The following is a 26,816-nucleotide window of genomic DNA, read 5'->3' as shown; positions in this document are numbered from 1 at the left end:
GGGGCGGGCGCGCGGCCATGCGCACCATTCCGCGCGCTCCCGTTGCGGGGCGCGCGGCCGTCTGTCCTCAGGCCCAGTGCGGCTTCGTACCGGGTTTCGCCTCGGCGTCGGGCGGCACGGTCATGGGCATCAACCGCAGCACCTCATCCACCTTGGCGGGCTCGAGCAGCTTCTGCTCCAGCAGGATCTCGCGGGCGGTCTTGCCGGTCTTGAGCATGGTCTTGGCAACATCGGCCGCCCTGGCGTAGCCGATGTGCGGGTTGAGCACCGTGACGATGGAGAGGCTCCCCTCCGCGTAGCGCAGGCAGCGCCCGGGCGAGGCGGTGATGCCGCGGATGCAGCGCTGCGCGAGCGCGTCCACGGTGGTGCCCAGGATGCGCAGCGAGAACACCAGGTCGTAGGCGATCACCGGCATCATCACGTTGAGCTCCAGCTGGCCGGCCTGCGAGGCGTAGTCCACCACGGTGGAATTGCCGATCACCTGGAAGCACACCATGTTGGTCATCTCGGCCATCACCGGGTTCACCTTGCCGGGCATGATGGAACTGCCCGGCTGCACCGCCGGGAGCTCGATCTCCGCCAGCCCGGTGTTGGGCCCGGAGGAGAGCAGCCGCAGGTCGTTGGCCAGCTTGACCAGGTCCAGCGCCAGGTTGCGCAGCGCGCTGGAGACCGAGACGAACGGCGCCATGCTCTGCATCGCCGCCATCAGATTACGCGCCGGGCGCAACTTCTCACCGGTGAGCTTCGAGAGCTCCTCGCAGACGGCCGGCCGGTAGCCGGGGTCGGTGTTGAGCCCGGTGCCCGCGGCGGAGCCGCCGATGCCCAGCTCGCGCACTTCGTCCAGGGCCTTTTCCAGCCGGCAGCCGTGGTCCAGGAAGATCACCGCCCAGCCGTGGAATTCCTGGCCCAGCCGACAGGTCACCGCGTCCTGCAGGTGGGTGCGGCCGGACTTGAGGATGCCGTCGAACTCGTCGCCCTTCTTCTTCAGCTCCTCGTGCAGCAGCGCCAGGGACCTGCGCAGCGGCGCGGCGGCCTCCAGCGCGGCGAGGCGGATCGCGGTGGGGATGACGTCGTTGGTGCTCTGGCCGCGATTCAGGTGGTCGTTGGGATTCAGGGTCTTGTAGTCCCCGCGCGCCGCGCCCATCAACTCGAGGCCCCGGTTGGCCAGCACCTCGTTCACATTCATGTGGTGCGAGGTGCCCGCGCCCGCCTGGAACACGTCCACCACGAACTGGTCGCGCAGCTTGCCCGAGAGCACCTCGTCGGCGGCCGCGCGGATGGCCTTCGCGCGCTCCGGGGTGAGCGTGCCCAGCTTCTCGTGCACCGTGGCGGCGGCGTGCTTGATGCGCACCACCGCATCCACGAACTCGGGGAACGGCTTCAGCCCGCTGATGGGGAAGTTGCGCACCGCGCGGGCCGTCTGCACGCCGTAGTAGGCGTCGGCGGGGACTTCCATCTCGCCCAGGGAATCCTTCTCGATGCGCGTGGCGGCCATGGCCGGTCGCTCCTTTGCTGAATTGTGATCGCCGAAAGTGCCGGATTCGGAGGCAGGATAGCACGCTGGTGGGAGGGGTGTCGCGGGGGCGTGACGGGCGTTCTGCCCCGCGGGCTTCCACGCGCGGGGACCCCGGCGTGCGGGCTTTCGCAGACGGGCTCAGACCCGCGGACCTCAGTGCGCGGTCGGGCTCGGGGATTTGCGAGATTCGGCCCGCAACTGCTCCACGAACCGGCTCCACGCATCGTCGGAATCGAGACCCAGCTCCCCCCGGAAGGCCGGGGCGAATCGCGAGCCGCTTTCGAGGGCCGCCAGGAACTTCCGGAATCCCTGTGGATCCCTCCCGGCGAGGTATCCCACGAACATCGCGCCCTGGCGGTAGAACATGTGCGGCGCCAGCCTGTAGGTGGATGCGTCCTGCGGACGCAGGAGGCTGTTCGAGAGGTCGGGCCGCATGCACCTGCCCTCGAGGATCGCCTGCCGGGCCTGGGCTTCGGAGACGTTCTCCGCTCCTCCGCCGGCGGACACCCAGGTGGCCAACCCCTCGGTGAACCACGCGGGGAAGTCCCCCGCAAAGACCCGCGCTCCAGCGCGCTGCTCCAGGTGCAGGTGCGACAATTCGTGGGTGAGTATCCGCGGCACCCGTTCCGGGGCCCGGGCCAGCCTGGGAGAGAGGAACAGCCGCCCCAGGATCATGACGCCCCCACCCACGGACGAGGCCGTGTGGCGTCGGAAGCTCTGAGAGTCGGCGCACACGTACACCACGACCGGCCTCGCGAAGACGGCGCACTGGGCGCTCTCGACCACCGCCACCGCCCTGGGGAGCGCGGCGGCGGCCTGGCGTCCCAGCGGCTCCGCCCCGGGCTCGCAGCGCACCCGCGGCTCCTCCGGGAGCGGGCGGAAACCGCTCGTGGACCGCAGCACGGCGAGGCCCTTTCGTAGCGGGGTGCATCCCGTGGCGCCCGCCAACAGCAGGAGGAGCGCCAGGACGGCCGTGAATGCCGGTTCATGCAACGGGCGGAACGGGCCTGCCGCAGGGCTCGCGGCGGTGCGGCCACAGTGTGCACCGGTCATGGGATCTCGTACTCCTTAACCTTCCGATACAGCGTCCGCAGCCCGATCCCCAGCATCTTCGCGGCGCGCGGCTTGTCGCCGGCGCAGGCGGCCAGCGTCTCCTGGAGGGCGCGGCGCTCGATCTCCGCGAGCGACATGCCCACGCGCACCCGGAAGTCGCGCGGGGCTGGCGGACGGTCGCGCAGGTGCTCGGGCAGGTCGCCCGCCTCCAGCGCGCGCCGGCCCTCCACGAACACCACCACTCCCTCGAGCACCGTCTTCAGCTCCCTCACGTTGCCCGGCCACGGGTACTGCATCAGCAGGTCCATGCAGCCGCGGGTCACGCCGGTGACCTGGCGGCCGTGGGCGCGGTTCAACTCCTCGAGCAGCGCCTGCGTGAGCAGCGGGATGTCCTCGGGACGCTCGCGCAGCGCGGGCACCTTGATCACCGCCACCGCCAGCGCGGCGTACAGGTCGTCGCGAAAGCGGCCGCGGCGCACCTCCTCAACCAGGTCGCGCTCCGTGGCGGAGATCCAGCGGGCCTCCGCGCGCCGCGTCTCGGTGTCCCCCACGCGCTCGAAGGCCCCGTCGCGCACCGCCCGGAGCAGGCGGGCCTGGGTGCGCGGCGCCAGGTCCGCGACGTCGTGCAGGAACAGGCTGCCGCGCGCGGCGATCTCCATCCGCCCGCGCCGCTCGGGGCCGCCGCGGCCGGCGGCCCGCCCGAACAGTTCCTCCTCCACCAGCGCCTCGGGCAGGCCCGAGCACTGCACCGTCACGTACGGCTCGTCGCGCCGCAGCGAGTTGTGGTGCGCCACCTGCGCCAGCAGCGACTTGCCCGCGCCCGCCTCGCCCTGCAGCAGGATGGGGGCGGCGCTGCCGGCGGCCTGGCGAATTCGATCCAGCATGCCCGCCGCCGCGCGCGACCTGCCCGCCACCCGCTCGAAACCGTAGCGGTCCGAAAGGCGCTCCTGCAGCGCGGTCACCTGTACGCGCAGCTGCTGCCTCGAAACACCCTGGCGCAGCGTGGCCAGCAGCCGCTCCACGTCGGGTGGCTTGGCCATGAAGTCCGTCGCGCCGGCGCGCACCGCAGCGGTGGCCGCGGCCAGGTCCCCGCCCTCGGACATCAGCACCACGCACATCTCCGGGTGGCGCTTGAGCCCCGCGCGCAGCAGGCGCATGCCGTCGATGCGCTGCGCCTTCAGCTCGCACACCAGCGCGTGCAGTTCCACCTCGGTGTCCTCGAGGATGTTGTAGCCCGCCTCGCCGTCGCGGGCCCACAGCGTGCTCATGCCGCCGGAATCCTGGATTGCGGCGAGCAGCGCACGCGTGGCCGGCACGTCCTGGTCCACGACCAGGACGGACGGGCGGAACGCGGGATTGTCGTTCATGGAAGATCCGTCGGTGAGATCAGCCCGCGGCGGGGGCGGCCGCCTCGGCCAGCCGGCGCTCGATGCGGGCGACGGCGGCCTCATCCAGCAGCGGCGTGGCGCCGGGCGCCTCGGCGCGCCGCAGCAGCGCCAGCATCACGTTGGCCGTGGTCACCGCGTCGGGCAGCGCCCGGTGCGCGCCCTCGGGCACCACGCCGACGCGCGTCGCCAGCTCGGTGAGCGAGTGCGCCTGCGCCTCGGGGAACACGCGCCGCGACACGGTCAGCGTGTCGATGAGCGGCCGGTCGATTGGCTCCCGCCCCATGCGGGCGCACGCGGCGGTGAGGAACTCCAGGTCGAACGGCGCGTTGTGGATGACGAAGATCCGCCCGGCCGTCCTCGCCTCCACCAGCGGCATCACCTGGGCCAGCGCGGGCGCGCCGGCCACATCGGCCTCGCGGATGCCGTGCACGCGCGCCGAGTCCGGGGGAATGGGAATGGTCGGCTTCACCAGCGTGGACCAGCGCTCCTCGATGCCCGCGGCGGAGAAGCCCACCACGGCCACCTCCAGGATCTCGTGGCCCTCGGACACTTCCAGGCCGGTGGTTTCCAGATCCAGCGCGGCGTAACGCCAGTCCTTCACGGGCACAGGGCTTCCTTTCGGCGGCCGCTCAGGCCGTCGGCGGAGGGGGCGTATACGGAGCCGGCGGCGTGTAGGGCGCCGGCGGAATCGGGGGCGCGGGCGCGTACGGCGGCTGCCCGGGGCCGTACGGCGGCATGGGCGCACCGTGCTGCGGCCCGGCCAGGCAACCGATCACCTGCGACTCCCACATGGCGTGCGAATCCATGTGGGCGTTTTCCTCGTAGTTCACCTTGTAGAACCAGTAGAAGCCGAACAGCCCGCAGGTGAAGATGGTCAACAGGAGATACAGCGCGTAGGAACGCTCGCGCACGACCGGCTGGAACGCCCCGTACGTGCACGGCAGGTCGAGAATGCGCATCGCCTCACCCAGGTGGCCGGCGAATTCGATCTCGGTCTGCTCCTGTCGGCGGTAGTCCTCCTCCAGGAAGTAGAACATGATCAGGAACGACACCTTTGCGGTGAGGATGCCCAGCAGCGTCCAGATCAGCGCGCCGCGCTCGCGCGCCTGCGCCCGGAGGTCGCGGGAGATCACGTCCAGGGAGCGCAGGTGGCTTTCCACCTGGGCACGCCGGCCGGTGGCGTACGCCCGTTCGGCCAGCGCGGCCACGGCGGAGGCGGTGAAGTCCGCGGAGCGGGTGAAATGCAGGTCGCGCCGGCGCACGATGCGGTACCAGCCCACGAAGCCCCACAGGAAGCAGGTGAGCAGCGTGAGCAGCAGGTTCAGCGCGAAGTCGAACTTGTAGTCGCTCTCGGACCGCCGCATGTGGACGCGGCGGAGGTTCTCGGCCCAGCTCATCGGAACACCCCCGTGAGGCGCAGCAGCCAGGTGCCCGCCAGGACCGCGACCGCGCCGCCAAGCAGCAGGCCCCGTTCCCCTTGGGAGAGATCGAGGCGCCAGGACCGAGAAGCGGCCCAGCCCCCGAGGAGCGCCAGTCCGGCCGCGCCCGAAAGGGCGAACAGCACCGGTCCCAGCGGGTGAAAGTGGAGCGATCGGTCCAGCTGCCCGTGCGCGAGCGCCACGAAGCTGCGCGTCATGCCGCAGGTGGGGCAGTCCATGCCGGTCCACTGGTGCAGCGGACAGGCCGGGATCCACCTCAACAGCGGCAGGCCCGCGACCCGTCCGCCGGCGTCCACGAGGCGCGCCGCCATGAGGGCGGTCAGGGCCGTGAGCCCCAGCACGCCCTGCTCGGCGAGTGCCTCCCTCGGTGCGCGTTCCAGCGCCAGTTTCATGGATCCCCCGCAACGGCCGTCCCGGCCGCCCTGCAATCACTTACGCAGATGGGCTGGATGGTGTTTCCGGGAAGCGACGCCCCGGAAACGGCCCGGGGGGATTATTGGTGCGGCGGGGCGGGCGGTCAAGCAGGGGAACGGGGAGTTAGAGCTTCCTGGCCTTGAACTCCGAGTACTTAATGGTCTTGTAGTGGCCGCCGCCGATATAGCGCAGGATGTTGTGGAATTCGGCGGCCTGCACGTACCCGGGCAAAGGGCCGATCACACCCTGGTCGGCGTCGAGGAAGATGGTGGTGGGAAAGCCGGAGACCCCGAAGACGTCCCGGGAGATCTGCTGCTCGGTCATGGGCTGCTTCTTGTAGGTCGTGGGGCGCTCGGATTCGGCGTTGAGGCGCACAATGACGAAGTCCCGGTTGAGGTCCTCGATCACCCGGGCGTCCTTGTAGGTGGTGGCGTCCATGCGCTTACACCAGCCGCACCAGTTGGTATACACGTCCACCAGGATGGGCTTCTTCGACTTCGCGGCCTCCTGGACGGCCACCTCGTAGGGCAGCCACTTGAGCGATTCGGCCTTGGGCGCGGGGTCGGCGGAGGCAATCCGGGGGGCGGTGCACACGAGGACGGCCAACGCCAGCAGGGATGCGGTGCGTCGGATGCGGAATGTCGGGCGGCGGCCGGCTTGGAACTCCATGGGATCTCCAGTCTTGGGTGTCTTCGGAGGCGTGTACTGGTTGGATGCCCGGCGGGGGCCGGAAGTTGCTCCGCGCCGGTGGTGCCCGGCTGCCGGGCGCCGCACGGCGGCCACGCCGGACAATTGTACCATGGTGGATGCGCGGCGGCCGCCCCGGAATCGGGGCGGCCGCTGGCAGTTGCCGCGCCAGGGGGACGCGGGGCGGAGGCGGATTCGGCAGGCGAGAGCGCCTGACGTGCCGCCGGCGGCAGGTCGAAACGCCCTACCTCATGAACATCAGCCGGAACACCTGGGCTCCGGCGTAGGTCTCCAGCCGCGCCAGGTAGACCCCGTTGGGCACCAGGCGCCCGGATCGGTCGCTGCCGTCCCAGCGGATGACGCGGCGTCCGGCGAAGGGGGCCACGTCGAACTGCTGCTGGATGCGGCCGGCGACGTCGTAGACGGTCAGGCGCGTGGTCTGCGTCAGGCCCATGCCCGAGGCCTCCACCACGAACGAGGCCTGGCCGCGGGCGGGGTTGGCCAGCGCGCGCAGGTGCAGGGCCACCGGAGTGTCCCCGGGCTCTTCGCCCTCGGTGTGCTTCACGAGCGGCAGCATCCCGGTGCGGTCGTAGAACTTCGGCTTGTGATCCTGGCCGTGGCAGCGCAGGTAGCAGTAGCCCTTGCTGTCGTCACCCGAAACATGGAAGGCGGTGCTGGGCGTATTGCCGTCAATCATCTGCAGGTCGAAGCCGTTGGCGAGCGCGTAGCTGAAGTTGACCTGGCCGGGCTCTCCGGCGTCCTGCGCGCCATGCCCGCTGTGGCAGGCCGTGCACGGAGCCTTCTTCTCCACCACGTGCTTCTTGTGGAGCTGGGCGAAGCTGTTGGTGCCGTTGATGATCTTCTGTTCCGAGTGGCACATCCAGCACAGCGAGTAGGCGAAGGTGCTGTAGGTGGTGTTGTCGCGCAGGGCGGTGGCCGCCAGCAGCATCTTCGCGTTGGGGTTGCCGTGCCCGTTGCCGTGGCACTGCGCACAGGTCACGCCGGCGGTGTGGTGCGTGGCGCCCGCCCACATCCCGGCGACGTTGACGGCGGGGCGCCCGTCCAGGAACGGCGCGGCGTGCCCGCCGTCGTGGCAGTTTACGCAGAACGCCTCCAGCGAGGCGGCGGTGCCGTCGAACCCGATCGGGGCGCCGCCGTCGGCGTCCCGGAGCAGCACGCCGACGCCGCCGGTGAAGGAGCGGTGCTGCGACTGGTCGTGGCACACCACGCAATCCGAGGCCGAGACCACCTGCGTGGTGGAGCCGTCGGTGACGTGGTGGCTGGGCAGGATGAAGTCGCCCCCCACGCCCTCGGCCACCACGACCTGGCGGCGGTAGTCGCCGGCCAGGAAGGGCTGCGTCCGGTTGTGGCAGTCGAGGCACGTGCCGCCCGTGGGGTGGAAGAACGGGTGCGGGTGGCACGCGGTGCAGTCGGTGCTGGCGTTGTGGAAATGGTCGCCGGACGAGTTGTTGCGGTGATAGTAGGTGCGCGTGTGGCACACCTCGCACACCCCGTTGTACGTGCCGTCGCCGTCGGCGAAGGAGTTCGTCCCGGTGTGCGAGCGGAACAGCACCGCGCGCGGGCCGGAGTTGGGGGTGTTGATGGTGGCGCGCACCAACTGGAGGTTGCCGCTCCAGCTGTGCATCTCGTGGCATCGCAGGCACACGAACGAGTCGTGCGGGAGCGAGGTCTCCTGCTCCAGCGACTCGATGCCGACAGCGGAGTAATTGTGGCACTTGATGCAGGCGGTGTTGCCGGTTTCCGGATGGTCCACGGCCGCCGCGGGTGCGGCGGCGATCAGCAGGATGAGTGCGGACAGCCCACAAGAAAGCGATGCAAGGATGCGGTGGGCGCCGACCCTGGCGCGCACGGATGACACGGGAATCCCTCCCCTACGCACGGTACGTGCGGACGGCCGATGGGAAGCGTATTCCGGTCCGGGGTGCCGGATAGGTGGTGCCCCTCACGGAGGGCTGCGTCACGTTGAGTTATTGCTCTTGTGGGATAATTGTCAAGCAGATGATCCCGGCATCGCCGGGACCCCCGGAAGACGGGTGTTCCGGCCGGCCGTCACGCGGGGCGGAGCGTGGCTTCCGGGTCGTCCGGGTCGAAGAACATCGCGTGCAGGGTGCCGCCCGGGCTCTGGCCGGGGTTGACGCAGAGCGTGGAACCGACGCGGTCCATCTGCCGCCCGCTCACCCGCGGGGACTCGTGGATGTGACCGTGCAGCGCCAGCCGCGGCGCGGTCCGCTCGAGGAACTCCCGCGCGGCCACCGAGCCGACGTGCCGGCCGGTGTGGATCATGTCCAGGTGCGTGTCGCTGGGCGGCGAGTGCAGCACGCAGATGCACGGAGCGCCGTCGATGCGCTCCGCCAGGGCGGCAAAGTCCCGCGCCAGGTTGTCGTCCGGGTCGCCCTCACGCAGGTCCACGTGCCGCACCCCGTCCTCGTGGGTGATGATGCCCTCCCAGCGCTCTCCGCCGGTCTCGCGCAGGTCGCGCTTCTCCCAGTCCTTGAGCGTGAGGTGCGTCACCGGCACGTAGTTGTAGCCGGCCAGCAGCAGCCCCTTCTCCAGCTCCACGGCGCGGCCGTGCACCGGCACCGCGTGCGGACGCTCCTGCGACTCCAGCCACGCCCAGTTCGCGCGGCAGTCGGCGTTGCCGAAGATGAAGTAGAAGTGCGTGCCTTGCGAGTCCGCGAACCGGTCGAACTGTTCCAGCAGACCCTCGAGGAACTTCCGCTGGATGGACGGCCCCTCGGGGCCGAAGTGCGTGGGCGTGATGTCCCCGCCCAGCAGCACCGCGTGCGGGCGCGCGCGCCGCACGTGGGCGAAGAGCTGCTCGTAGAGTCCGGGCTCGCCGTGCAGGTCCGAGGTGTAGAGGATGAGCATGGGGAAAGAATAGGAGGCGGAGGCGTTTGCGGCAATCTGCGAACCTCGGGGCAGGGACGCGGCGCACGGCGCGGCGCGCGGACAATGGCGCGGGGGTGCGATTTCGGCCGCGGTGCGGGCCCCGCACGGGGCGCGGGCCCTACAGGCGACCCATGATGTCGCGCGCCAGTTCCGTGAGCGAGGGGTCGCGCGCACCCATGACGAGCACCAGGTCGCCCTCGCGCGCCTCGGCCGCCAACCTCTCCACCAGGGATTCGCGCGAATCCGCGAATTCGGCGCGCACACCGCGAGCGGCGATCTCGGCCACGATCTCGGCGGCGGAGAAATCCCGAGTGGCCGTGCCGCCGGCGTAGAACACCTCCAGCATCCACAGGCGGTCGTCCGGGCCCAGTTCGGCAGCGAAGGTATCCACGAAGTCCCGGCGCAGGAAGCGCGTCGGCCCGTAGCCGTGCGGCTGGTACACGGCGAGCACCCGCCGCGCCCGGCGCCGCGCGGTGCGCAGCGAAGCCGCCAGCTTGGCCGGGTTGTGCGCGAAGTCGTCCACCACCTCCACACCGTGCTTCGAGCCCAGGGACTGGAAGCGCCGCGCCACGCCGCGGAATCCGGCGAGCGGAGCGGCCATGGCCTCGAGCGGCACACCCACCGCCCGGCACGCGGCGATGGCCGCCAGGGCGTTCTCGATGTTGTGCCGTCCGGGCACCGGCAGCGTGAAGCGCGTGGAGGCGACGCGGAACGTGGAGCCGGTGGCGGTCTCCTCGATGTCCTCGGCGCGAACGTGCGCGGCGGGGCCGAAGCCGAAGATGGTGGTGGGGGGCGCCGCGTTGCCGCCGGTCGCCGCTTCGAGCGCGGGCGCGGTTCCGGTCGCGCCCGTCGCTCGGGTTGCCGCCATGTCCGTCCGAACCAGTTCCGCCAGATTCTCCGCCTCCCCGACCACCAGCGCCTCGCGCACGTTCGCGCGGAACGCGCGGAACATCGCGGCCACCTCGTCCATTTCCTTGTGGTCCTTCTGGAGGTTCAGCACCACCCCCACCGCGGGACGGTAGCGCACCACGGAGCCGTCGCTCTCGTCGGCCTCGATCGCCAGCAGGTCGCTCGCGCCCGCATACGCATTGCCCCACAGGCCGCCTTCCTGGAGCGCGATCAGCTCCCCGCCGGTGATCACCGACGGGTCGCGCCCCGCGCCGCGCAGGATCTCGAAGATCATCGCCGTGGTGGTGGACTTGCCGCTGGTGCCCGTCACCGCAATGGTGCGCTGCGAGGCGACGAAGTGCGCCAGCAGCTCCGAGCGGTGCAGGATGGGCACGCCGAGGCGGCGGGCCGCGGCGAAATCCGGCACCAGCTCCTCGATGGAGGTGGAGCAGACGACGGCGCTGCACTGCGCCGCGCCGGGGCTGGCGATTGCGGCAGGCTCGCGCGCTGGCCTGGCTGCGCCGGACACCCCGCTGCCGTCCTGCGGGAAGATCCCCACGCCCAGGTGCTCCAGCTTCGCGCGGGCGTCCGCGTTCAGGCCGCGGTCGAAGCTGCGATCGCTGCCGCTGGCGCGCCCGCCGCGCATGGCCACGTGCTGCGCCAGCGCGCTCATCCCGCTGCCGCCCACGCCGGCGAAGTGCAGGCGCCCCAGGCCCAGACGGTCGCCGGATGCTGCGGGAGCTTCCGCGATCACCACCGGGTCGCCCTCGCGCACCAGGTCGAACAGTTCCGTCACGTCCGCGTTGCGCATGCGCACGCAGCCGTGGGAGGCCGGCTCGCCGATGCGGCCCTCCTGGTTGGTGCCGTGGATGTAGATGTAGCGGTCGCGCGAGTCGCAGCCCGGGCCGCGGTTCACGCCCTCCTCGAGGCCGTCGAGCCAGAGTATGCGGGTGAGGACGAGGTCTTCGTCGGCGGACGGGACGGTAGTGGCGGCCGCTGCGGGGGCGGTTGCGGTTCCGGTCGCGGTGCGGGCGCCTCCCGAGGTTGCTCCAGGCCACGTCTCCCCCGTCGCCTCGCGGCTGCGGAAGACCGTTCCCGTGCGCGCGCCCGCGCCGATCATGTTCGAAATGCGATGCCATCCCGGCGGCGTCTGGTTGGAACCCTCGCGGGAGCCGATGCCTTTCGCGGAAGTGGAGACGGGGTACTCGGCGAGCAGGCGGCCGCCGTCGAGGAGGCCCAGACGTTGGCGCTCCACGTCCACGACGAGGAGGCGCGGTGGCAGTTCCGTGAATGGCGTGGCCGGGCGCGCCAGGGCGGCGATCGCGAGGGCGCGGTGGCGGGCGGCGAGGACGGGATCGGGATTCATGGCGGGGTGAGGATACAGCATGCGGCGGGACTCTCCCATGCCGCTCCGCGGAGACCTTCGCGGCACCGGGTGAATCCTGCGGCCGGAGCCCTCCTGCGGGTCCTTGAGCAGGCTTGCGGGTGCCCTCCGCAAATGAATATGATCGCGTCACTGGATTCTCGAGTGAGTTGGCACTGAATTGACACGTTGGGCCCATGAGGAAGCACATGGAGACACCAGAGCAGCGGGTTCAGCGGGTCACGCGCGAGGAAGTGGCAATCGCGCCATACGATCCTGCCTGGCCGGAGCTCTTCCGTCAGGAGTCGGAACACCTGCTGTCCTGCCTGTCGCGCGAACTCATCCGGCGAATCGAGCACTTTGGCAGCACAGCGGTGCCGGGGCTTGCCGCGAAGCCCATCGTGGACATGCTCGTCGAGGTGACCGACCTGCGGGAGGTCGGGGTCCGGATCGTGCCGGCGCTGGAGTCGCGAGGCTACGAGTACTTCTGGCGTCCGACGCACGGCGACGACGGCCCGCCCTTCTACGCGTGGTTCATCAAGCGGGATCCGCGAACGGGGGGCCGCACACATCACATCCACATGGTGGAGAGCCACTTCACCACCCACTGGGATCGGTTGCTGTTTCGCGACTATCTGATCGGGCACCCGGAAGTGGCCCGGGATTACGAGGCACTGAAGCGCCGCCTGGCTTCCAGCTGGACGCATGACCGCGCTGCATACACGCAGGGCAAGACGGAGTTCATCGTCAGGGTGACCGAAGCAGCGAAGCAACACCTTCGTCAGCCATCACAAATAGTCGGAGAATGAACCGTGGCGTCACGACCTAAGAGAAGTGAGCCGAAGGCCAAGCCCGGTGCGAATACGGAGCCCGGGACCGCAAGGGCGGCCTCTCATCTCATTGACGAACGGATCCGGTCCCTGGGTGGCTGGCGCGCCGAGACCCTGGCGGAGGTTCGCCGCCTTGTCCACGAGGCGGACCCGGACATCATGGAAGAGTGCAAGTGGATCAAGCCCAGCAACCCGCTGGGGGTGCCCGTATGGTCCCACGCCGGGATCGTCTGCACCGGGGAGGCCTACAAGCAGGTGGTCAAGCTGACCTTCGCCCGGGGCGCCTCCCTGGCGGACCCTCGGGGGCTATTCAACTCCAGCCTTGATGGGAACACGCGTCGCGCCATCGACATCCGGGAGGGAGAGACACTCCATGCCAGGGCGTTCGTGGCCTTGATCCGGGCCGCGGTCGCGGAGAATCTCCGGTCCGGAGCCCCGAAGGCACGGGGCCGCGGGCGGACGTGAGCCGGACGGGGACGGAACGTCGATGATCTCGGCAAGGGAAGCGCTCGATCGCCTGCGAGAGGGGAACCGCCGCTTCGCGTCTGGCCAGTTGACCGGCGCCACGTTCGCGAGCCAGAGCCGTCGCAACGAGCTGGCCGGGGGCCAGGAGCCATTCGCGATCATTCTCGGGTGTTCCGACTCGCGGGTGCCGGCGGAGATCGTGTTCGACCAGGGCCTGGGCGACCTGTTCGTCATCCGGGTTGCCGGGAACATCGTCGCTTCTTCGCAAGTCGGCAGCGTCGAGTTCGCCGCAGCTCGGTTCGGCACACGGCTCGTGGTGGTATTGGGGCATTCCCAGTGCGGGGCTGTTCTGGCTACCCTGGAAGAACTTCAGCAGCCGTCGGACGGACAGTCGCGGAATCTGCGGTCGATCGTGGACCGCGTTCGGCCATCCGTAGAGGCGCTGCTGGCGACGGACCTCAGGCACGACGCGGATGCCCTGGTGAGGCATGCCGTGCGTGCCAATGTCCGCGTCTCGGCAAACCACCTGCGCCACGGATCCGAAATCCTCGAGCAGTTGATCCAGAAGGAGGGGCTCCTCGTCGTAGGCGCGGAGTACTCGCTGGAGACCGGGCTCATTGACTTCTTCGACGGCGTACCGGATGGCGGCTGACGACAGCCTGACGCTCGTGGCGAGGTCCGGATTCATGTCCCAGACCGGCGGGCCGGGAACATCCCCGGGGAGCCGGCACGCCGGCCCAGCTTCGCAAAGGGCTTGCGGTGGATGAGTACCGGGAGCGATCGGATTGGACTGGGCGGCCGAACTTCTGACCAAGGGCGAACGGATTCTCGTTGAGCGGAACTGAGAGGGACTCCCGAGTGAGGGTGATCAGGTACTGCGCGACGGCCTTCCTTCTCATGGCCGCACCCGCGCTGGGTCACGGGCGCTCGTTGACGGAGGCACAGGCGCAACGGTTGGTTGCCGCCGCGGTCGCCCAGACGAGCGCCACCGTCAGCTACGACGGCACCTATCGCCGAATCGACTATCCCGGCGGGGACGTGCCCGAGACCGTCGGTGTCTGTACCGACCTCATCGTCCGGGCCTACAGAAAGCTCGGTATCGACCTCCAGGTGAAGGTCCACGAGGACATGCAGCTCGCCTTCGATTCGTACCCACGGCTCTGGGGACTCAGAGCTTCGGACTCGAACATCGACCATCGCCGCGTGCCGAATCTACAGACGTTCTTTCGTCGCGCGGGTGCCGAACTCCCGATTACACACGCGGCCCGTGCGTACCGCGCTGGGGACCTGGTGACCTGGAGGCTGCCGGGCAACCTGCCGCACATAGGTATCGTGACTGACCAGAACTCCCGTGCGGGGGTCCCCATGGTGGTGCACAACATCGGCCGCGGACCCGAGGTGGAGGACGTTCTGTTTGCCTACCCCATCACCGGGCACTACCGCTACGGCTCGGAATGAGCGACACGCCTCCCATCAGCGCGCTTCCGGAGTCGGCCTGGATTGACTCGCCGCGCGCCGGGCTTGACGCCCTCTCCCCCAACTGCCAGCCTTGAGTGAACCCCCAAGCAACCCCCCGTGACTTCGCCCGCAGACCTTGGAGGAGCCATCCATGACCCGCTTCGCCCGCATCTGCATGCTCCTGCCTGCCCTCGCCCTGATCCTCTGCGGCTGCAACTCCCCCGGAATCCAGCCCCAGGTCCACAACAACACGGACAGTTTCGAATACCAGGTGAGCAACGTGAAAGGCTACACCGGCGTGCTGGAGTACGCGTGGACGGTCACGGGACCGGTGGCCGTGGTGAACCAGGCCACCTCGGTCACGGGCGGGACCATGACGCTCACGCTGCTGCACGACGGCAGGCAGGTCTACTCGCGTTCGCTTGCGGAAAATGGGACGTTCGAGACCACGGCGGACACCGCGGGCACGTGGACCATCCGCGTGACCTACCAGGACGCCAGCGGCACGGTGAATTTCCGGGTACAGAAGAAGACGTAGGGGGCGGGCAGCAGGACGCGGGGAGCAAGGCGCGGGAAGCGAGAGGCGGAAAGCGAGAGGCGGGAATCGAGACGCGCCGCTACACCGGCATCTCCCCCGCCGTCCCCGCCACCTCCGCCTGCTCCTCCGCCCGGTAGCTCGAGCGCACCAGCGGTCCGGACACGACATGCCGGAACCCCAGCTCGCGCAGCCCGAACTCCCTGTACATGCGGAACTCGTCGGGATGGACGAAGCGCTCCACCGGGAGGTGGTCCTTCGTGGGTTGGAGGTACTGCCCGATGGTGAAGATGTCCACGCCGTGCCCGCGGGCGTCGCGCATCACCTGCTTCACCTCCTCGGGCTCTTCTCCCAGGCCGACCATGAGCGCGGTCTTGGTCCTCACGGCGGGCGCGATCTCCTTCGACATCTTCAGCACGCCCAGCGAGCGCGGATACTGCGTGCCGGGGCGCACGCGCCGGTACAGTCGCGGCACGGTCTCCACGTTGTGGCCCAGGATGTCGGGGAACGCGGAGAGCACGCGCTCCAGCGGCTCGCGGTGGCCGCGGAAGTCGGGGATCAGCAGCTCCACGCTGGTCCCGGGACTCTTCTCGCGCACGCGCACGATCATGCGCCGGTACACCTCGGAGCCGTGGTCCTTGAGGTCGTCGCGGGTGACGCTGGTCACCACCACGTGGCGCAGCTTCAGCCGCTCGATGGCGTCGCTCACGCGCTCCGCCTCGTCCAGGTCGTAGCCTTCCGGCCGGCCGCTGATCACCGAGCAGAAGCGGCAGTGCCGCGTGCACACCTCGCCCAGGATCATGAACGTGGCCGTGCCCCGCCCCCAGCACTCGCCGATGTTGGGGCAACGCGCGCTCTGGCACACGGTGTGGAGCCGGTGGGTCTTCACCAGGTCCATCACCCGCGTGTAGCCCTCGCCCCCGGGGACGGAGACCTTGAGCCACTCGGGCCGGCGTTGTCGGGGCGCTTCCGGGGTATCCGGGGTCTCGATCTGGATCGTGGTTGCCATTGCAGTCCTATCGTCGCGGGGCAGGCATGAATGCCTGCCGTGCTAGTAGATCGACTCGCTCCAGCCTTCGATCCGCTCCCTGATCAGGTTCATGAACTTGTCCGCCTCGGCGCCGCCCATGATGCGGTGGTCGAAGGCCACGGCCACGTACTGCATGTGGCGGATGGCGATGGAGTCGCCGGCCTCGCTCTCCACCACCACCGGGCGCTTCTTGATCGCTCCCAGGTCCAGGATGCCGGACTGCGGCGGCGCGATGATCGGCGTTCCGAACAGGCTGCCGAACACACCGGGGTTGGTGATATTGAACGTGCCGCCCATGATCTCTTCGGGCTTGAGCTGCTTGCCGCGCGCGCGCGTCGCCAGGTCGGCGATGGAGCGCGCCAGGCCCAGGAACGACTTCTCCTCGGCGTTGCGCACCACCGGCACGATCAGGCCCCAGTCCAGCGCCACGGCGATGCCCAGGTTGACCTCGCGGTGGTAGACGATCTGGTCGCCCTGCAGCGAGGCGTTCATGAGCGGCATCTTCTTCAGGGCTTCCACCACCGCCTTGGCGAAGAAGGGCATGTAGGTGAGCTTGGTGCCGGTCTCGGCCTCGAAGCGCTTCTTCTCGCGATTGCGGATCTCCACGATCCTGGTGACGTCGAACTCGAACACCGTGGTGACGTGCGGGATGAGCTGCTTGGCGCGCCACATGTGGTCGGCCATGCGCTTCTGCACGTGGTTCAGCGGCTCCCACACGTCGCCCGGCAGCGGCGTCACCGGCACTTCGAACGCGGTATAGGAGCCCGCGGCGGCGTGGGCGCCGGCGGCAGCCGTGGCGGCGGGACGCGCGGCCGCGGCAGGCGCAGCGGCGACCGGGCCGGCGGCCAACGCCGCGGCGGCGGGCGCCCCGCTCTTCACGAAGCGCTCCACGTCCTCCTTCGTCACGCGGTTCTGGTAACCGGTGCCGGGCACCTGCGCCAGGTCCACCCCTTGCTCCTTGGCCATGTTGCGGACCAGCGGCGAGGTGAGCACGCGACCGCCCTCGTCGCGCTTCTGCGTCACGGGGCCGGCCGCGGGCCGGGGCGCGGTGGGCGCAGCGGCGACCAGTGCGGTGGCCGCGGGCGCAGCTGGCGCAGCGGCCGCGGCGGACGCAGCGGACGCAGCGGGCGCAGCGGGCGCAGCGGCCGCGGCAGCGGGCGCAGGCGCGGCAGCCTTCGCCGGCGCGGCTCCGGCCGCCTCACCGGCTTCGCCGATGAGCCCCACCTCGGTGTTGATCTCGACGGTCTCGCCCTCCTGCACCGCGATGCTCAGCAGCACGCCGCCGGCGGGCGCGGGGATCACCGAGTCCACCTTGTCGGTGGAGATCTCGAACAGCGGCTCGTCGCGCTCCACCTTGTCGCCGACCTTCTTCAGCCACTTGGTGATCGTGCCTTCGGCGATGGACTCGCCCATCTGCGGCATGACGATCTTCGTGCTCATAGGGCTGCGTTCTCCTCAATACCGCGCCAGCTGGCGGGCGACGTAGACGACATCCTTCGCGTTCGGCAGAAACGCCTCCTCGAGCGGTGGCGAATACGGGACGTGCGTGTCCGGCGGCGTGATCCGGCGGATGGGCGCGTCCAGGTACTCGAGAGCGTCCTCGGCGATGCGCGCGCTGAGCTCGCCGCCGATGCCGCCGAACCGTTGGTCCTCGTGGAGGATGATCACGCGGTGCGTCTTCTTGATGCTCTCCACCACGCGGTCGCTGTCCAGCGGGCTGATGGTGCGCAGGTCGATCACTTCCAGTTCGATGCCGTCGTGCTTGAGCACCTCGGCCGCTTCCAGCGCGGTGTAGAGCATCGCCGCGTAGGTGACCAGCGTGATGCTGTGCCCGGGACGGCGCACCTCGGCCTTGCCGATGGGCACGGTGAAATCGTGCGAGGGCAGTTCCTCCTTGATGCGGCGGTAGAGGTACTTGTGCTCGAAGTAGAGCACCGGGTCGTCGTCGCGCATGGCGGCCTTCATCAGGCCCTTGGCGTCGTAGGCCGTGGCCGGGCATACCACCTTGAGGCCGGGCGTCTGCGCGAACCACATCTCGTTGTTCTGCGAGTGGAACGGGCCGCCGTGCACCCCGCCGCCGGAGGGCCCGCGCACCACGATGGGGCACGGCACGTTCCAGCGGTACCGGTTGGTGGCCGCGAACTGGGTGATCTGGTCGAAGCCGCAGGAGACGAAGTCCATGAACTGCATCTCCACCACCGGGCGCATGCCCATCAGGGCCGCGCCGATGGCGCTGCCCACGATCTGCGACTCGGCGATGGGCGTGTCCACCACGCGCCCGGGGCCGAACTTCTCCAGGAAGCCGGCGGTGACGCGGAACGCGCCGCCGTACATGCCGATGTCCTCGCCGATGCAGAACACCCGCGGGTCGGCCTCCATCTCCTCCCACATCGCCTGGCGGATGGCTTCCAGGTAGGTCGTGGCCGCCATGTCAGGGCTTCTCCTTCTTGATCTCGATGGCCTTGTACTCGTCGGTGTGCCGCCAGGGGAACACGTCCTTCACCCGGTGGGGCTCGGCGAAGACACGCTCGAGCGTCTCCGACCCGTCGGGGTAGGCCATGGCGAGAGCGGTCTCGGCCGCCGCCTCCACCGACTTCTTCATCTCGGCGTCCATGGCCGCGATCGCGGCGTCGTCCACCCAACCGCGCTCCCGCAGGCGCCGCTCCATGCGCTGGATGGGGTCCTTGCGGGCCCACAGCTCGAACTGCTCCTTGGGCACGTAGCCGGCGTCATCGTGCGCGGAGTGACCGGTCATGCGGAACGTCTTGCACTCGATCAGCGTGGGGCCGTCGCCGCGGCGCGCCCGGGCGCAGGCCTCGAGCGCGGCCAGGTACACCGCCTCCACGTCGTTGCCGTCCACGATCACGCCCGGGATGTTGAACGCCGGCGCGCGGTCGGCCACGTTGGCCACCGGCATCTGGAGGTGCGTGGGCGTGGAGTAGGCCCACTGGTTGTTGTTCACCACGTAGATCGCGGGCAGCTTGTGGATGGCCGCGAAGTTGACGCCCTCGTAGAAGTCGCCGCGGCTGGTGGAGCCCTCTCCGAGGAAGTTCAGCGCCACGCGCTTCTCGCCGCGTGCCTTGAACGCCCACGCCGCGCCCGCGGCGATGGGCACGCTGTCGGCCAGGTGCGAGACGTAGTTGATGAGCCCCAGGCTCATGTCGCCGATGTGCGCGTTGCCGTCCTTGCCGCGCGTGGGGGTGTCGGCGCGCCCCAGGTACTGGGCGAAGAGCGTGGTCAGCGACATGCCGCGCGCGATGAACGCGCCCAGTTCGCGGTGCGTGGGGAAGATGACGTCGTCCGGCTCCAGGGCGATCACGCAGCCGATGGGGATGGCCTCCTGGCCGCGGCCGACGTAGCAGCCGCCCACGATCTTGCCCTGGCGGTAGAGCTTGCGCTCCAGCCGGTCGTCGGTCTCCCGGGTGAGCTTCATCACCCGGAACAGCTGCAGGGCGACGTCGCGCGACACGGCACCGGGATCGGCCTTCCCGGCGCTGACGGTGGTCGAGGACAACGATTCCTCCTTGCTGGCGGAAGTTCCGGCGGCCGAACGCGCGCGCGTCGCGCGCGGAGCGGCGCCGGCCCTGCCGGCGGCGGACTTGCCTTGTGCCGCGGGCCCGGCGGGCGGGCGCGGCGTCATTTCAGGGTCTCTTCGGGGGCGGACGATTCCCGGCCGGCAAGAGTGCCTGCCCCACCCCCGGGCTCGGCCTCCGCGGCGCGGGCATCCAGGCCGGCCGCGGCCCCGGCGGCCTCATCCAGCGCCCGCTCCAGTTCGGCGGCCACGACCTGCCCCAGTTCCTCCAGCGGCGGGGCGGAGCCGGTGAGCAGTTCCAGCGAGGTCACCGGCTCCCCGGCCAGCCCGCAGGGCACGATGAGGTCGAAGAACTTGAGGTCCGTGCGCACGTTGAACGCGAAGCCGTGCGAGGTGACGCCGCGCTCGAAGCGCACGCCCATCGCCACCAGCTTGCCCCGGGGCGTCCATACGCCGGTCATGCCATCGCGACGGCCGGATTCCACGCCGTAGCGGCGCGCGGCCCGAATGCAGGCTTCCTCCAGCACGCGCATGTAGGTCACCGGCCCGATCCTGCGCTCGCGCAGGTTCACGATGCCGTAGCCCACCAGCTGGCCGGGACCGTGGAAGGTGATGTCCCCGCCGCGGGTGGTCTCGTGCACCTCCACGCCCAGCTCGCCCAGCCGCTCGGGAGTGGCCAGCAGGTGCGACACGCGGGCGTTGCGGCCCAGCGTGATCACCGGCGGGTGCTCCAGGGTGAACAGCGTGTCGGCTCGCTCGCCGCGGGCGCGCTCGTCCACCCAGGCGCGCATGCGTTCCATGGCGTCCGAGTAGCCGAGGCGACCGAGCCAGCGGGTTTCGAAACTCATGTTCCTACCAGTGCGTCTGCAGCCCGTAGATGGCCTCGGCCGCCTCCATCACCGCCTCGGACAGCGTCGGGTGCGGGTGGACCACGTGCGCCAGGCTCTCGCCGGTGGCCTCGTGATCCAGGGCCACGCAGGCGGAGGCGATCATGTCGGTCACGAAGGGGCCGATCATGTGCACGCCCAGCACCTGGTCGTACTTCTTCTCGGCCACGATCTTCACGAAGCCGTCCGGTTCGTTCACGATGGAGGCCTTGCCGTTGCCGCGGAACGGGAACTTGCCCACGCGCACGTCGAAGCCGCGCTCCTTCGCCTTCGCCTCGGTCAGGCCGGCGCTGGCCACCTGCGGCAGGCAATAGGTGCAGTTGGGCGTGTGGTCGTAGCGGAGGGGGTGCGCCTCCTTGCCGGCGATGCGCGAGACCGCCAGCAGGCCCTCGGCCGACGCGGTGTGCGCCAGCTGTGGCGTGGGCACCAGGTCGCCGATGGCGTATACCCCCGGCTCCCCTGTTTCCATGCACTCGTTCACCTTCACGAAGCCGCGCTCCACCTGGATGCCCGTGCCTTCCAGGCCCAGGTTCTCGCTCACCGGGCGGCGGCCGATGGCCACCAGCACCACCTGGGTCTCGAGGGTCTGGGTCTTGCCGTCCGGCGCCTCCACGATCACCTGCGCGCCCTGGCCGGTCTTGACCACCTTCTGCACCTTCGAGGAGGTGTAGACCTTGAGGCCCTGTTTCACGAGCGCGGCCTGCAGCGCCGCGGATACCTCCTCGTCCTCGATGGGCAGGATGCGCGGCAGCAGCTCGACCAGGGTGACGTCCGCGCCGAAGCGCTTGTAGATGGACGCGAACTCCACGCCCACCGCGCCGGCGCCGATCACCACCATGCTCTTCGGCACTTCCTGCAGGTTCAGGGCGTGATCGCTGTGAATCACGGTCTTGCCGTCGGTCTCCATGCCCGCGAACTCCCGCACCACCGAGCCGGTAGCCAGGATGATGTTGCGGGCCTGCAGCTCCTCCACCGCCTTGCCGTCGGCGCCGCTCACGATGACGCGCCCCTTGCCGCCCAGCTTGCCATGCCCGCGCACCAGCGCCACCTTGCCGCGCTTCATCAGGCCGGTCACGCCCTGCGCCAGGCCGTCCACCACCGCGGTCTTGCGCTTGTGCACCGCGGCCAGGTCCAGCGCGGGCGCGCCGACCTTGATGCCGTGCGTGTCGGCGTGGCGGATCTCGTGGAGCAGGTCGGCGGTGTGCAGCAGCACCTTGGTCGGAATGCAGCCCCAGTGCAGGCAGGTGCCCCCGAACTTGGGTGCCTTTTCGACCACCGCGGTCTTCAGGCCCAGCCGGGCCGCGCGGATGGCGGCCACGTAGCCGCCGGGACCGCTGCCGATGATGGCGAGGTCGTAGGTGGCGGGAGTGGACAAGGTGACTCCTTGGAAATGGGATCCGCCGCATCGCGGCGCCGGGCTCTCGCCGGGCACCGCCACATCGGGATCATGGTCTGTCCAACTACTTCGGATGTCAAGTAGAAGAAAATGATTCAGATTTGTTTGGCAAGAAAATCTTGAATTCGTCGTCTGAATATGCGACATTCAATGACAGCCGCTTGCATGCGGTCAAGGAGGTGGTGCGCCATGCAGCCCAGCACCCGGGAGCGTCTGCAGGAGCTCGGGAATCGAATTCAGAAGATGCGCATTGACAACGGCTTGAGCCAACGGGAGCTGGCGCGTCTGTGCGGGTTCCCGGCCCACCAGACCATCTCGATGATCGAGCAGGGTCGCCGCGGGGTCCGGGCCTGGGAGGCGCAGGCCCTGGCCATCGCCCTCAACCAGGATCTCGAGTCGCTGCTCAGCCCGGGGCCGGAAGTCGCGCCGGTTCCTGCCCTCCAGTGGAGCGCCATGACCGGGCGCCGGGCCCGCGTGGGAAGCCGCCAGAAGCGCATCGAGGCGTTCTTCGCCCGGAAGTTGCTGGACTACGCCCGCGTGGAAGATCTGTGCGGCCTGGAGGCATCCCAGTGGCTGGACGATTTCGAATGGGACTGGAAGAACCCTTCGGTGTGGCAGGCCGAGAAGCTGGCCGGGGCGGTGGCCGGATCGCTGGACCTGGGTTCGCGCCCCGCGTTTGCGCTGCTGCGGCTGCTGGAGGAGGAGTTCCTGATCAAGGTGTGGTACGAGGACATCGCCGCGGTGGGCGTGAGCGCGTGCACCCGCGGGCCGGCGGGCGACGGCATCCTGCTCAACTCACTGGAGGCCCCGTGGCGGCGCAACTACCACGGGGCGCGGGAGCTGTTCCGGCTCATCGCGTGGCCCCCCTCCGCGCCATCGGAGGTGCCGGCTTCGCTGGTCAGCCGGCTGGCGAACACCTTCGCCTCCACGCTGCTGCTGCCGCACAGCGAGTTCGACCGGCTGCTGGCGCGCCGCAAGGCCGCCACGGGGTTGACCTTCGAGGACCTGTTCCAGCTGGCCCGGGACTTCGGGGTGTCGTCGGAGACGGTGCTGCGGAGGCTGGAGGGCCTGCGGCGGTTGCGCCCCGAGGACGTGGAACGGCTGCTGCGGGACTCGCACCTGCGGGCCATCGACCGGCAGGTGGTCGGCGCCTCGTGGCTGCGCGCGCCCAAGCCGCCGGAGCGCTTTGCGCGGCTGTGCTTCTTCGCCTACCGGCGCGGCGGGCTGCCACGCGCGGCGCTGGCGCGGCTGCTCGATTGCGAGTTGGCGGACGTGCGGGGGGTGCTCCTGTCGTACGGGTTCGATGACCAGGAGGACTACGGGACGGCAGTCAGCGCGGGGTGAGGCTCGATCCACCGCGGCGGGCAGGAGGCCACCTAGCGAATGATCACGAGCTTCCTGGCTGCGCTCTCCGCTCCCTGCCGCGCTGCCAGCCAGTAGACGCCCGGCGCCAGCCCATTCGCGTCCATCGTCACGCGTTCCCCGCCCGCCGCTGCTCTTCCGTTCGCCAGGGTGCGCACGGTTCTGCCATCCACCGAAATCACGTCCACTCTCGCCGCTCCCGCGGTGGGCCAAGTCACTTCCAGCGCCGCGCGCCCGCGCAGTGGGTTCGGGAACGGGGCGATGCGGATGCGCCTGCGATCGGCGGCTCCGCCGCTGCCGACTTCCGCGGCGGCGTTCGAAGGCTCCAGGGTCAGCCGCGTCCCTCCCCGCCGCACCATTGCACCGTAGAGCGTCACCAGGCCCAGGGTGTCCGCCCGCGTCATGCCCGTTGCGGTGACCACGCCGTCGGACACTCGCGACTCGGTGTACCGGAACACCATTCCGGGCGCGATCACGAACCGCTGCAGGCGCCTCGGAGTCACGTTCACGGTGAAGGAGTCGGGGGCCGGCACGGGGCCCTTGAAGGAGACCAGGTCGCGCGGGCGCAGCACCACCTCCCAGCGTGTCGCGGAATCCACGATCGCGGTGTCCCACTCCGCGAAACCGTTGATGGTGCCCGTGGAATCGCCGTTGTAGAAACGGCCATTCCCGGGGTTGCCGTCGGCGCTGCACATGGAGATCGCCGGGAAACTGAGGTCGGTGCGGAACCGGTACAGGTAGCGGGCGTTCTGCATGGGCGACCAGTAGGCGGTGGCGTTCAGGGTGTGTCCGCGCCAGTCCCAGAAGAACGTGCCCCCCTGGCGGTGGGTGCCCATCGAACGATAGTAGGCGATCTTCTCCGTCCAGCCCACGTAGTAGTCCAGCTTGCCGCTGAATGTGAACACCGGCGGCGTGCCGGGCGCCTCGTGCCGGGCGGCCATCCAGGCCGAGTTCAGCCGGTCGTACACGTGCAGCCCGTCCGTGCCGAGCAGGTCGGTGTCCCGGGAGCCCCATTGGGCGCTCAATTGGCCCTGCCACAGGAACCCGGCCCACTCAAAGGTGGAGAAGTCCACCTTCGGCAGCACCGCCCAGGCGGCAGCCACCAGGTCGGGCCGTTCCCAGCCCAGGAAGAGGGCGCAGGACCCCCCCATGGAGATGCCCATCACGTAAGTGCGCAGCAGATCCACCGGCAGCGTCGCGCGCGCCCACTCCACGGTGAACTCGACCCGGCGCATGGTGTAGTCGGCGACCATTCCGCTGGTCGGAACCGGATTGGCATTGGAGAGGATGTCGTAGTCCTGATGATAGCCGTGATAGAAGGTGTTGTTGTCCGCGTTGGGAATGAAGTCATCCACGCCGAGACGCCACTCGCCGGGAGCGCCGGAGCCGCCCAGCGCCGCCAGGAAGTCGCCGCCATGCCAGTGCGTGCAGACCATGAGCGCGTTGGTCGGCGGCGCGCCGCCGCGCACCACGCCGCAGTCGTGGGCCATGCTGGGCCGGTTGGCCATGGCGCGCGCGTGGGGTGTGTCCACGTTTCCGACCCACAGGGTGTAGATGTCCACCGGCCCCACCCACTCGTAGACGGTGCGCTGGAACACCGGGCGGGGCCGGCCCTCGACCTCCGGCACCGCCGTGGCCAGGGTGTTCTCGCCGGCCACCAGGGTGGTGTCCTCGGGGTCGGCTCCCTGCCGCGCGGTCACGGCGTAGAAGCGCGCTCCGTCGGAGGGCACGGTGTGCACGAACAACCCCTGCGTGGGGGCGAGAGGAGGCGCCAGCGAGTCGGTGGTGAACGCGTAGGGGGAGCCGCGCAGCGTGGAAAGCCGGCGGTCATACCAGGTGGAGTCGCCCACCTCGCCCAGCGGCGTGGCGGAGAGCAGGTCGGTGCCCGTGGGGATTGGCCCATCCGACGCGTACACGCGGTACTTCCAGCCCGTGCCCGCGGGCGCGGCCCAGGTGAGGAACGTCTGCCCGTCATGGTGGGACGCCGAAAGCAGCGTCACCCGGGCCCCGCCGGACGGCGGGGCGAGGAGCGGAAGCAGGAACGCCGCCCAAAGCAGGGTGCGTAGCAAGGTGCGCAAGTCAGCTCCGGGGGCAGATGCAAGGATGAAGGACGCCGGCCACAGCGGCGAATTCGCGTTCGGCTGAGGGATCATACCACGGGCGGGCGGAGGCCGGGCGGGGGGACTCCCGTCCCTTGTCCTACGCCCGTTCCTCCGGCGGGCGCACGCCGCGAAAGGCGAAGTAGAGCATGAGATCGTAGGCGATCTTCAATCCGGCCCCCACGACCAGCGGCCCGGCGAGCGACCCGCCGCGCATCAGCAACCCGGCGGCGGCAGGCGCCACCGCCCATGCCCCCAGCCGCACCAGGTGCGTCACGCCCGAAGCCACCGTGCGCTCTTCCGGCTTCACCACCGCCATCACGTAGGACTGGCGCGTGGGCACGTCCATTTCCACCAGCCCCTCGCGCAGGATGAACAGGGCCGCGGCCACCGCGAAGGTGGGCGCGAACGCCACCGTGAGCAGCAGCAGGCTCGAGGGGATGTGCGTGAACACCATGGTGTTCACCAGCCCGATGCGCTTCGCCAGCCACGCCGCCCCCAGGTGCGAGAAGGCGTTGGCCACGCGGGCGGCGAAGAAGAGCAGCCCGATCCCACCCTCGGTCACACCGAAACGCGTGAAGAAGAAGAACGACAGCAGGGAGGCGGTGAGGAACCCGCCACCCAGCGCATCCATGGTGAACAGCGACGAGATGCGCCACACCACGCGACGGCTCTCCGGGCTCAGCGCCACCGCCTTCACCGTGGGAGGCGCCTCCGAAGCGGGCGAGAGGAACATGTACAGCGCTGCGGTCACCAGCGAGACCGCCGCGCACGCGCCCACGCCGGCGCGCAGCGACTCCAGCTCGGGCACCCCCGCGGCCGCGTGGAGCAGCGTCGGCAGGCCCGCAGCCAGGCTGCCCACGGCGTGCCCGGCGTCCTGCATCACGTTGTACCAGGCGAAGGCCCGCGTGCGGCCCCGATCGTCGGTGGTCGCCGGGAGCACCACCTGGTCGAGGATCAGCGAGGCGCCCCGGTCACGGCCATGACGGTCACGTTCGACGCAATCGCGGTGGCGCCCACCCCCGCTGCCCCCAGCAGCGCCAACGCCACCAGAGTGCGCCGTCGGCCCACGCGATCGCCCGCGAGCGTGACCAGCAGGGCGGCCACCGCCGCGCCCGCCAGGCCGGAGCTGACCACCAGCCCGATCTGTGCGGGGTCGAAGCGCAGCCTGGCGAGATAGATGCCCGTCAGCACCCCGGACATGCCGGTGGCCACGGCGCGCAGAAACGCTGCTGTGTAGAGGATGTGGCGGTCGCGGGTCATCGGGTCTCCACAGGGACCGGTGGGCGCCGCCGGACCGGCCCGGTTCGCGCCCCGAGGCTCGATTCTACATGTGAATTCCGGAACAAGTGGTGCCATCCGGCGCGACCGGGCCCCGACTGATCCCACGTCCGGCACCGCTCCCGCCCCACGGCCCCGGGCAGGCACGCTTCATCCGGCCGACCCAGGTATCTTACGCGTCCGAAACCCCACCTTTGTCCACAGGCGAGGCCCACCCCCCTGCCTCCGGGAGCCCGCGGCCCCGATACCCCCGATTGCTCTTTCACGCACACGACGGGACACC

Annotated in this window: 25 protein-coding genes; 6 read left to right on the top strand and 19 right to left on the bottom strand. The window is 69.9% G+C overall.

Features of this window, described 5'->3' with window-relative positions; genetic code table 11:
* Window positions 1–67: 67 nt before the first annotated feature.
* The 10 genes from HZB25_04405 to HZB25_04360 form a co-directional block, all read right to left on the bottom strand.
* Window positions 68–1,495 carry an aspartate ammonia-lyase gene (locus HZB25_04405; protein MBI5836469.1) on the bottom strand — a complete coding sequence of 476 codons (1,428 nt, stop codon included), beginning with the start codon at window positions 1,493–1,495 and terminating at the stop codon, window positions 68–70.
* A gap of 174 nt (window positions 1,496–1,669) precedes the next feature.
* Window positions 1,670–2,419: a hypothetical protein gene (locus HZB25_04400; protein MBI5836468.1), complete on the bottom strand. Its 750-nt coding sequence runs from the start codon at window positions 2,417–2,419 to the stop codon at window positions 1,670–1,672.
* A 146-nt stretch (window positions 2,420–2,565) separates the two neighbouring features.
* Complete coding sequence (locus tag HZB25_04395) at window positions 2,566–3,936, bottom strand: sigma-54-dependent Fis family transcriptional regulator (GenBank protein ID MBI5836467.1); 1,371 nt, start codon at window positions 3,934–3,936, stop codon at window positions 2,566–2,568.
* A gap of 19 nt (window positions 3,937–3,955) precedes the next feature.
* Window positions 3,956–4,558, bottom strand: a complete 603-nt coding sequence (locus tag HZB25_04390) for a 3'-5' exonuclease (GenBank protein ID MBI5836466.1) — start codon at window positions 4,556–4,558, stop codon at window positions 3,956–3,958.
* 28 nt (window positions 4,559–4,586) lie between these two features.
* The gene (locus tag HZB25_04385; protein ID MBI5836465.1) at window positions 4,587–5,354 is read right to left on the bottom strand and encodes a DUF4234 domain-containing protein; all 768 of its coding nucleotides are present in this window, start codon (window positions 5,352–5,354) and stop codon (window positions 4,587–4,589) included.
* Window positions 5,351–5,788 (bottom strand): DUF2752 domain-containing protein, encoded by a 438-nt coding sequence (locus tag HZB25_04380; GenBank protein ID MBI5836464.1) that lies wholly within the window; start codon window positions 5,786–5,788, stop codon window positions 5,351–5,353. The genes HZB25_04385 and HZB25_04380 overlap by 4 nt, the downstream gene beginning before the upstream one ends.
* Before the next feature lie 145 nt (window positions 5,789–5,933).
* Window positions 5,934–6,479: a DUF255 domain-containing protein gene (locus HZB25_04375; GenBank protein ID MBI5836463.1), complete on the bottom strand. Its 546-nt coding sequence runs from the start codon at window positions 6,477–6,479 to the stop codon at window positions 5,934–5,936.
* A 262-nt stretch (window positions 6,480–6,741) separates the two neighbouring features.
* Window positions 6,742–8,376 (bottom strand): cytochrome c3 family protein, encoded by a 1,635-nt coding sequence (locus HZB25_04370; GenBank protein MBI5836462.1) that lies wholly within the window; start codon window positions 8,374–8,376, stop codon window positions 6,742–6,744.
* Between the two features lie 191 nt (window positions 8,377–8,567).
* Window positions 8,568–9,386, bottom strand: a complete 819-nt coding sequence (locus tag HZB25_04365; protein MBI5836461.1) for a metallophosphoesterase — start codon at window positions 9,384–9,386, stop codon at window positions 8,568–8,570.
* Window positions 9,387–9,525: 139 nt separating this feature from the next.
* Window positions 9,526–11,682 (bottom strand): L,D-transpeptidase family protein, encoded by a 2,157-nt coding sequence (locus tag HZB25_04360; GenBank protein ID MBI5836460.1) that lies wholly within the window; start codon window positions 11,680–11,682, stop codon window positions 9,526–9,528.
* Window positions 11,683–11,867: 185 nt separating this feature from the next.
* Between HZB25_04360 and HZB25_04355 the strand changes: the two genes are divergently transcribed.
* The 5 genes from HZB25_04355 to HZB25_04335 all read left to right on the top strand — a co-directional run bounded on the left by HZB25_04355 (window position 11,868) and on the right by HZB25_04335 (window position 14,949).
* Window positions 11,868–12,467 carry a GrpB family protein gene (locus tag HZB25_04355; protein ID MBI5836459.1) on the top strand — a complete coding sequence of 200 codons (600 nt, stop codon included), beginning with the start codon at window positions 11,868–11,870 and terminating at the stop codon, window positions 12,465–12,467.
* Between the two features lie 3 nt (window positions 12,468–12,470).
* The gene (locus HZB25_04350) at window positions 12,471–12,953 is read left to right on the top strand and encodes a DUF1801 domain-containing protein (protein ID MBI5836458.1); all 483 of its coding nucleotides are present in this window, start codon (window positions 12,471–12,473) and stop codon (window positions 12,951–12,953) included.
* A gap of 22 nt (window positions 12,954–12,975) precedes the next feature.
* Window positions 12,976–13,605 carry a carbonic anhydrase gene (locus HZB25_04345; protein ID MBI5836457.1) on the top strand — a complete coding sequence of 210 codons (630 nt, stop codon included), beginning with the start codon at window positions 12,976–12,978 and terminating at the stop codon, window positions 13,603–13,605.
* A gap of 245 nt (window positions 13,606–13,850) precedes the next feature.
* A complete protein-coding gene (locus HZB25_04340) occupies window positions 13,851–14,411 on the top strand; it encodes a DUF1287 domain-containing protein (protein MBI5836456.1) in 561 nt (186 codons plus the stop codon).
* Window positions 14,412–14,562: 151 nt separating this feature from the next.
* Window positions 14,563–14,949 (top strand): hypothetical protein, encoded by a 387-nt coding sequence (locus HZB25_04335; GenBank protein ID MBI5836455.1) that lies wholly within the window; start codon window positions 14,563–14,565, stop codon window positions 14,947–14,949.
* 79 nt (window positions 14,950–15,028) lie between these two features.
* Here the strand turns inward: HZB25_04335 and lipA are convergent, their stop codons facing one another.
* The 6 genes from lipA to lpdA form a co-directional block, all read right to left on the bottom strand.
* Window positions 15,029–15,955, bottom strand: coding sequence for a lipoyl synthase (lipA, locus tag HZB25_04330; GenBank protein ID MBI5836454.1), 927 nt, complete (start codon window positions 15,953–15,955; stop codon window positions 15,029–15,031).
* 42 nt (window positions 15,956–15,997) lie between these two features.
* Complete coding sequence (locus HZB25_04325; protein MBI5836453.1) at window positions 15,998–17,416, bottom strand: 2-oxo acid dehydrogenase subunit E2; 1,419 nt, start codon at window positions 17,414–17,416, stop codon at window positions 15,998–16,000.
* Window positions 17,417–17,431: 15 nt separating this feature from the next.
* Window positions 17,432–18,406, bottom strand: a complete 975-nt coding sequence (locus HZB25_04320) for an alpha-ketoacid dehydrogenase subunit beta (protein ID MBI5836452.1) — start codon at window positions 18,404–18,406, stop codon at window positions 17,432–17,434.
* Between the two features lies 1 nt (window position 18,407).
* A complete protein-coding gene (locus HZB25_04315; GenBank protein ID MBI5836451.1) occupies window positions 18,408–19,490 on the bottom strand; it encodes a thiamine pyrophosphate-dependent dehydrogenase E1 component subunit alpha in 1,083 nt (360 codons plus the stop codon).
* 122 nt (window positions 19,491–19,612) lie between these two features.
* The gene (lipB, locus tag HZB25_04310; GenBank protein ID MBI5836450.1) at window positions 19,613–20,356 is read right to left on the bottom strand and encodes a lipoyl(octanoyl) transferase LipB; all 744 of its coding nucleotides are present in this window, start codon (window positions 20,354–20,356) and stop codon (window positions 19,613–19,615) included.
* A 4-nt stretch (window positions 20,357–20,360) separates the two neighbouring features.
* Entirely contained in the window at window positions 20,361–21,938 is a 1,578-nt protein-coding gene (lpdA, locus tag HZB25_04305; GenBank protein ID MBI5836449.1) for a dihydrolipoyl dehydrogenase, read from the bottom strand.
* Window positions 21,939–21,980: 42 nt separating this feature from the next.
* Between lpdA and HZB25_04300 the strand changes: the two genes are divergently transcribed.
* Window positions 21,981–23,135, top strand: coding sequence for an ImmA/IrrE family metallo-endopeptidase (locus tag HZB25_04300; protein ID MBI5836448.1), 1,155 nt, complete (start codon window positions 21,981–21,983; stop codon window positions 23,133–23,135).
* Window positions 23,136–23,167: 32 nt separating this feature from the next.
* On the opposite strand, the gene HZB25_04295 is transcribed toward HZB25_04300, so the two are convergent.
* The 3 genes from HZB25_04295 to HZB25_04285 form a co-directional block, all read right to left on the bottom strand.
* Window positions 23,168–25,231 (bottom strand): hypothetical protein, encoded by a 2,064-nt coding sequence (locus HZB25_04295; GenBank protein MBI5836447.1) that lies wholly within the window; start codon window positions 25,229–25,231, stop codon window positions 23,168–23,170.
* A 121-nt stretch (window positions 25,232–25,352) separates the two neighbouring features.
* Window positions 25,353–26,195: an MFS transporter gene (locus HZB25_04290; protein MBI5836446.1), complete on the bottom strand. Its 843-nt coding sequence runs from the start codon at window positions 26,193–26,195 to the stop codon at window positions 25,353–25,355.
* Between the two features lie 14 nt (window positions 26,196–26,209).
* Window positions 26,210–26,515 carry an MFS transporter gene (locus HZB25_04285; protein MBI5836445.1) on the bottom strand — a complete coding sequence of 102 codons (306 nt, stop codon included), beginning with the start codon at window positions 26,513–26,515 and terminating at the stop codon, window positions 26,210–26,212.
* Between the last annotated feature and the right edge of the window lie 301 nt (window positions 26,516–26,816).

The sequence above is a fragment of the Candidatus Eisenbacteria bacterium genome (assembly GCA_016235265.1).
In the GTDB taxonomy this organism is placed as follows: Bacteria; Eisenbacteria; RBG-16-71-46; order RBG-16-71-46; family JACRLI01; genus JACRLI01.
This window is presented reverse-complemented; position numbering and strand designations above follow the sequence as displayed.

Excerpts from the sequence above, each read along its gene's own strand:
- HZB25_04405 (MBI5836469.1), bottom strand. The coding sequence starts at position 1,495 with ATGGCCGCCACGCGCATCGAGAAGGATTCCCTGGGCGAGATGGAAGTC.
- HZB25_04395 (MBI5836467.1), bottom strand. The coding sequence starts at position 3,936 with ATGAACGACAATCCCGCGTTCCGCCCGTCCGTCCTGGTCGTGGACCAG.
- HZB25_04385 (MBI5836465.1), bottom strand. The coding sequence starts at position 5,354 with ATGAGCTGGGCCGAGAACCTCCGCCGCGTCCACATGCGGCGGTCCGAG.
- HZB25_04380 (MBI5836464.1), bottom strand. The coding sequence starts at position 5,788 with ATGAAACTGGCGCTGGAACGCGCACCGAGGGAGGCACTCGCCGAGCAG.
- HZB25_04375 (MBI5836463.1), bottom strand. The coding sequence starts at position 6,479 with ATGGAGTTCCAAGCCGGCCGCCGCCCGACATTCCGCATCCGACGCACC.
- HZB25_04365 (MBI5836461.1), bottom strand. The coding sequence starts at position 9,386 with ATGCTCATCCTCTACACCTCGGACCTGCACGGCGAGCCCGGACTCTAC.
- HZB25_04360 (MBI5836460.1), bottom strand. The coding sequence starts at position 11,682 with ATGCTGTATCCTCACCCCGCCATGAATCCCGATCCCGTCCTCGCCGCC.
- HZB25_04355 (MBI5836459.1), top strand. The coding sequence starts at position 11,868 with ATGGAGACACCAGAGCAGCGGGTTCAGCGGGTCACGCGCGAGGAAGTG.
- HZB25_04345 (MBI5836457.1), top strand. The coding sequence starts at position 12,976 with ATGATCTCGGCAAGGGAAGCGCTCGATCGCCTGCGAGAGGGGAACCGC.
- HZB25_04340 (MBI5836456.1), top strand. The coding sequence starts at position 13,851 with ATGGCCGCACCCGCGCTGGGTCACGGGCGCTCGTTGACGGAGGCACAG.
- HZB25_04335 (MBI5836455.1), top strand. The coding sequence starts at position 14,563 with ATGACCCGCTTCGCCCGCATCTGCATGCTCCTGCCTGCCCTCGCCCTG.
- lipA (MBI5836454.1), bottom strand. The coding sequence starts at position 15,955 with ATGGCAACCACGATCCAGATCGAGACCCCGGATACCCCGGAAGCGCCC.
- HZB25_04325 (MBI5836453.1), bottom strand. The coding sequence starts at position 17,416 with ATGAGCACGAAGATCGTCATGCCGCAGATGGGCGAGTCCATCGCCGAA.
- HZB25_04320 (MBI5836452.1), bottom strand. The coding sequence starts at position 18,406 with ATGGCGGCCACGACCTACCTGGAAGCCATCCGCCAGGCGATGTGGGAG.
- lipB (MBI5836450.1), bottom strand. The coding sequence starts at position 20,356 with ATGAGTTTCGAAACCCGCTGGCTCGGTCGCCTCGGCTACTCGGACGCC.
- lpdA (MBI5836449.1), bottom strand. The coding sequence starts at position 21,938 with ATGTCGCATATTCAGACGACGAATTCAAGATTTTCTTGCCAAACAAAT.
- HZB25_04300 (MBI5836448.1), top strand. The coding sequence starts at position 21,981 with ATGCAGCCCAGCACCCGGGAGCGTCTGCAGGAGCTCGGGAATCGAATT.
- HZB25_04285 (MBI5836445.1), bottom strand. The coding sequence starts at position 26,515 with ATGACCCGCGACCGCCACATCCTCTACACAGCAGCGTTTCTGCGCGCC.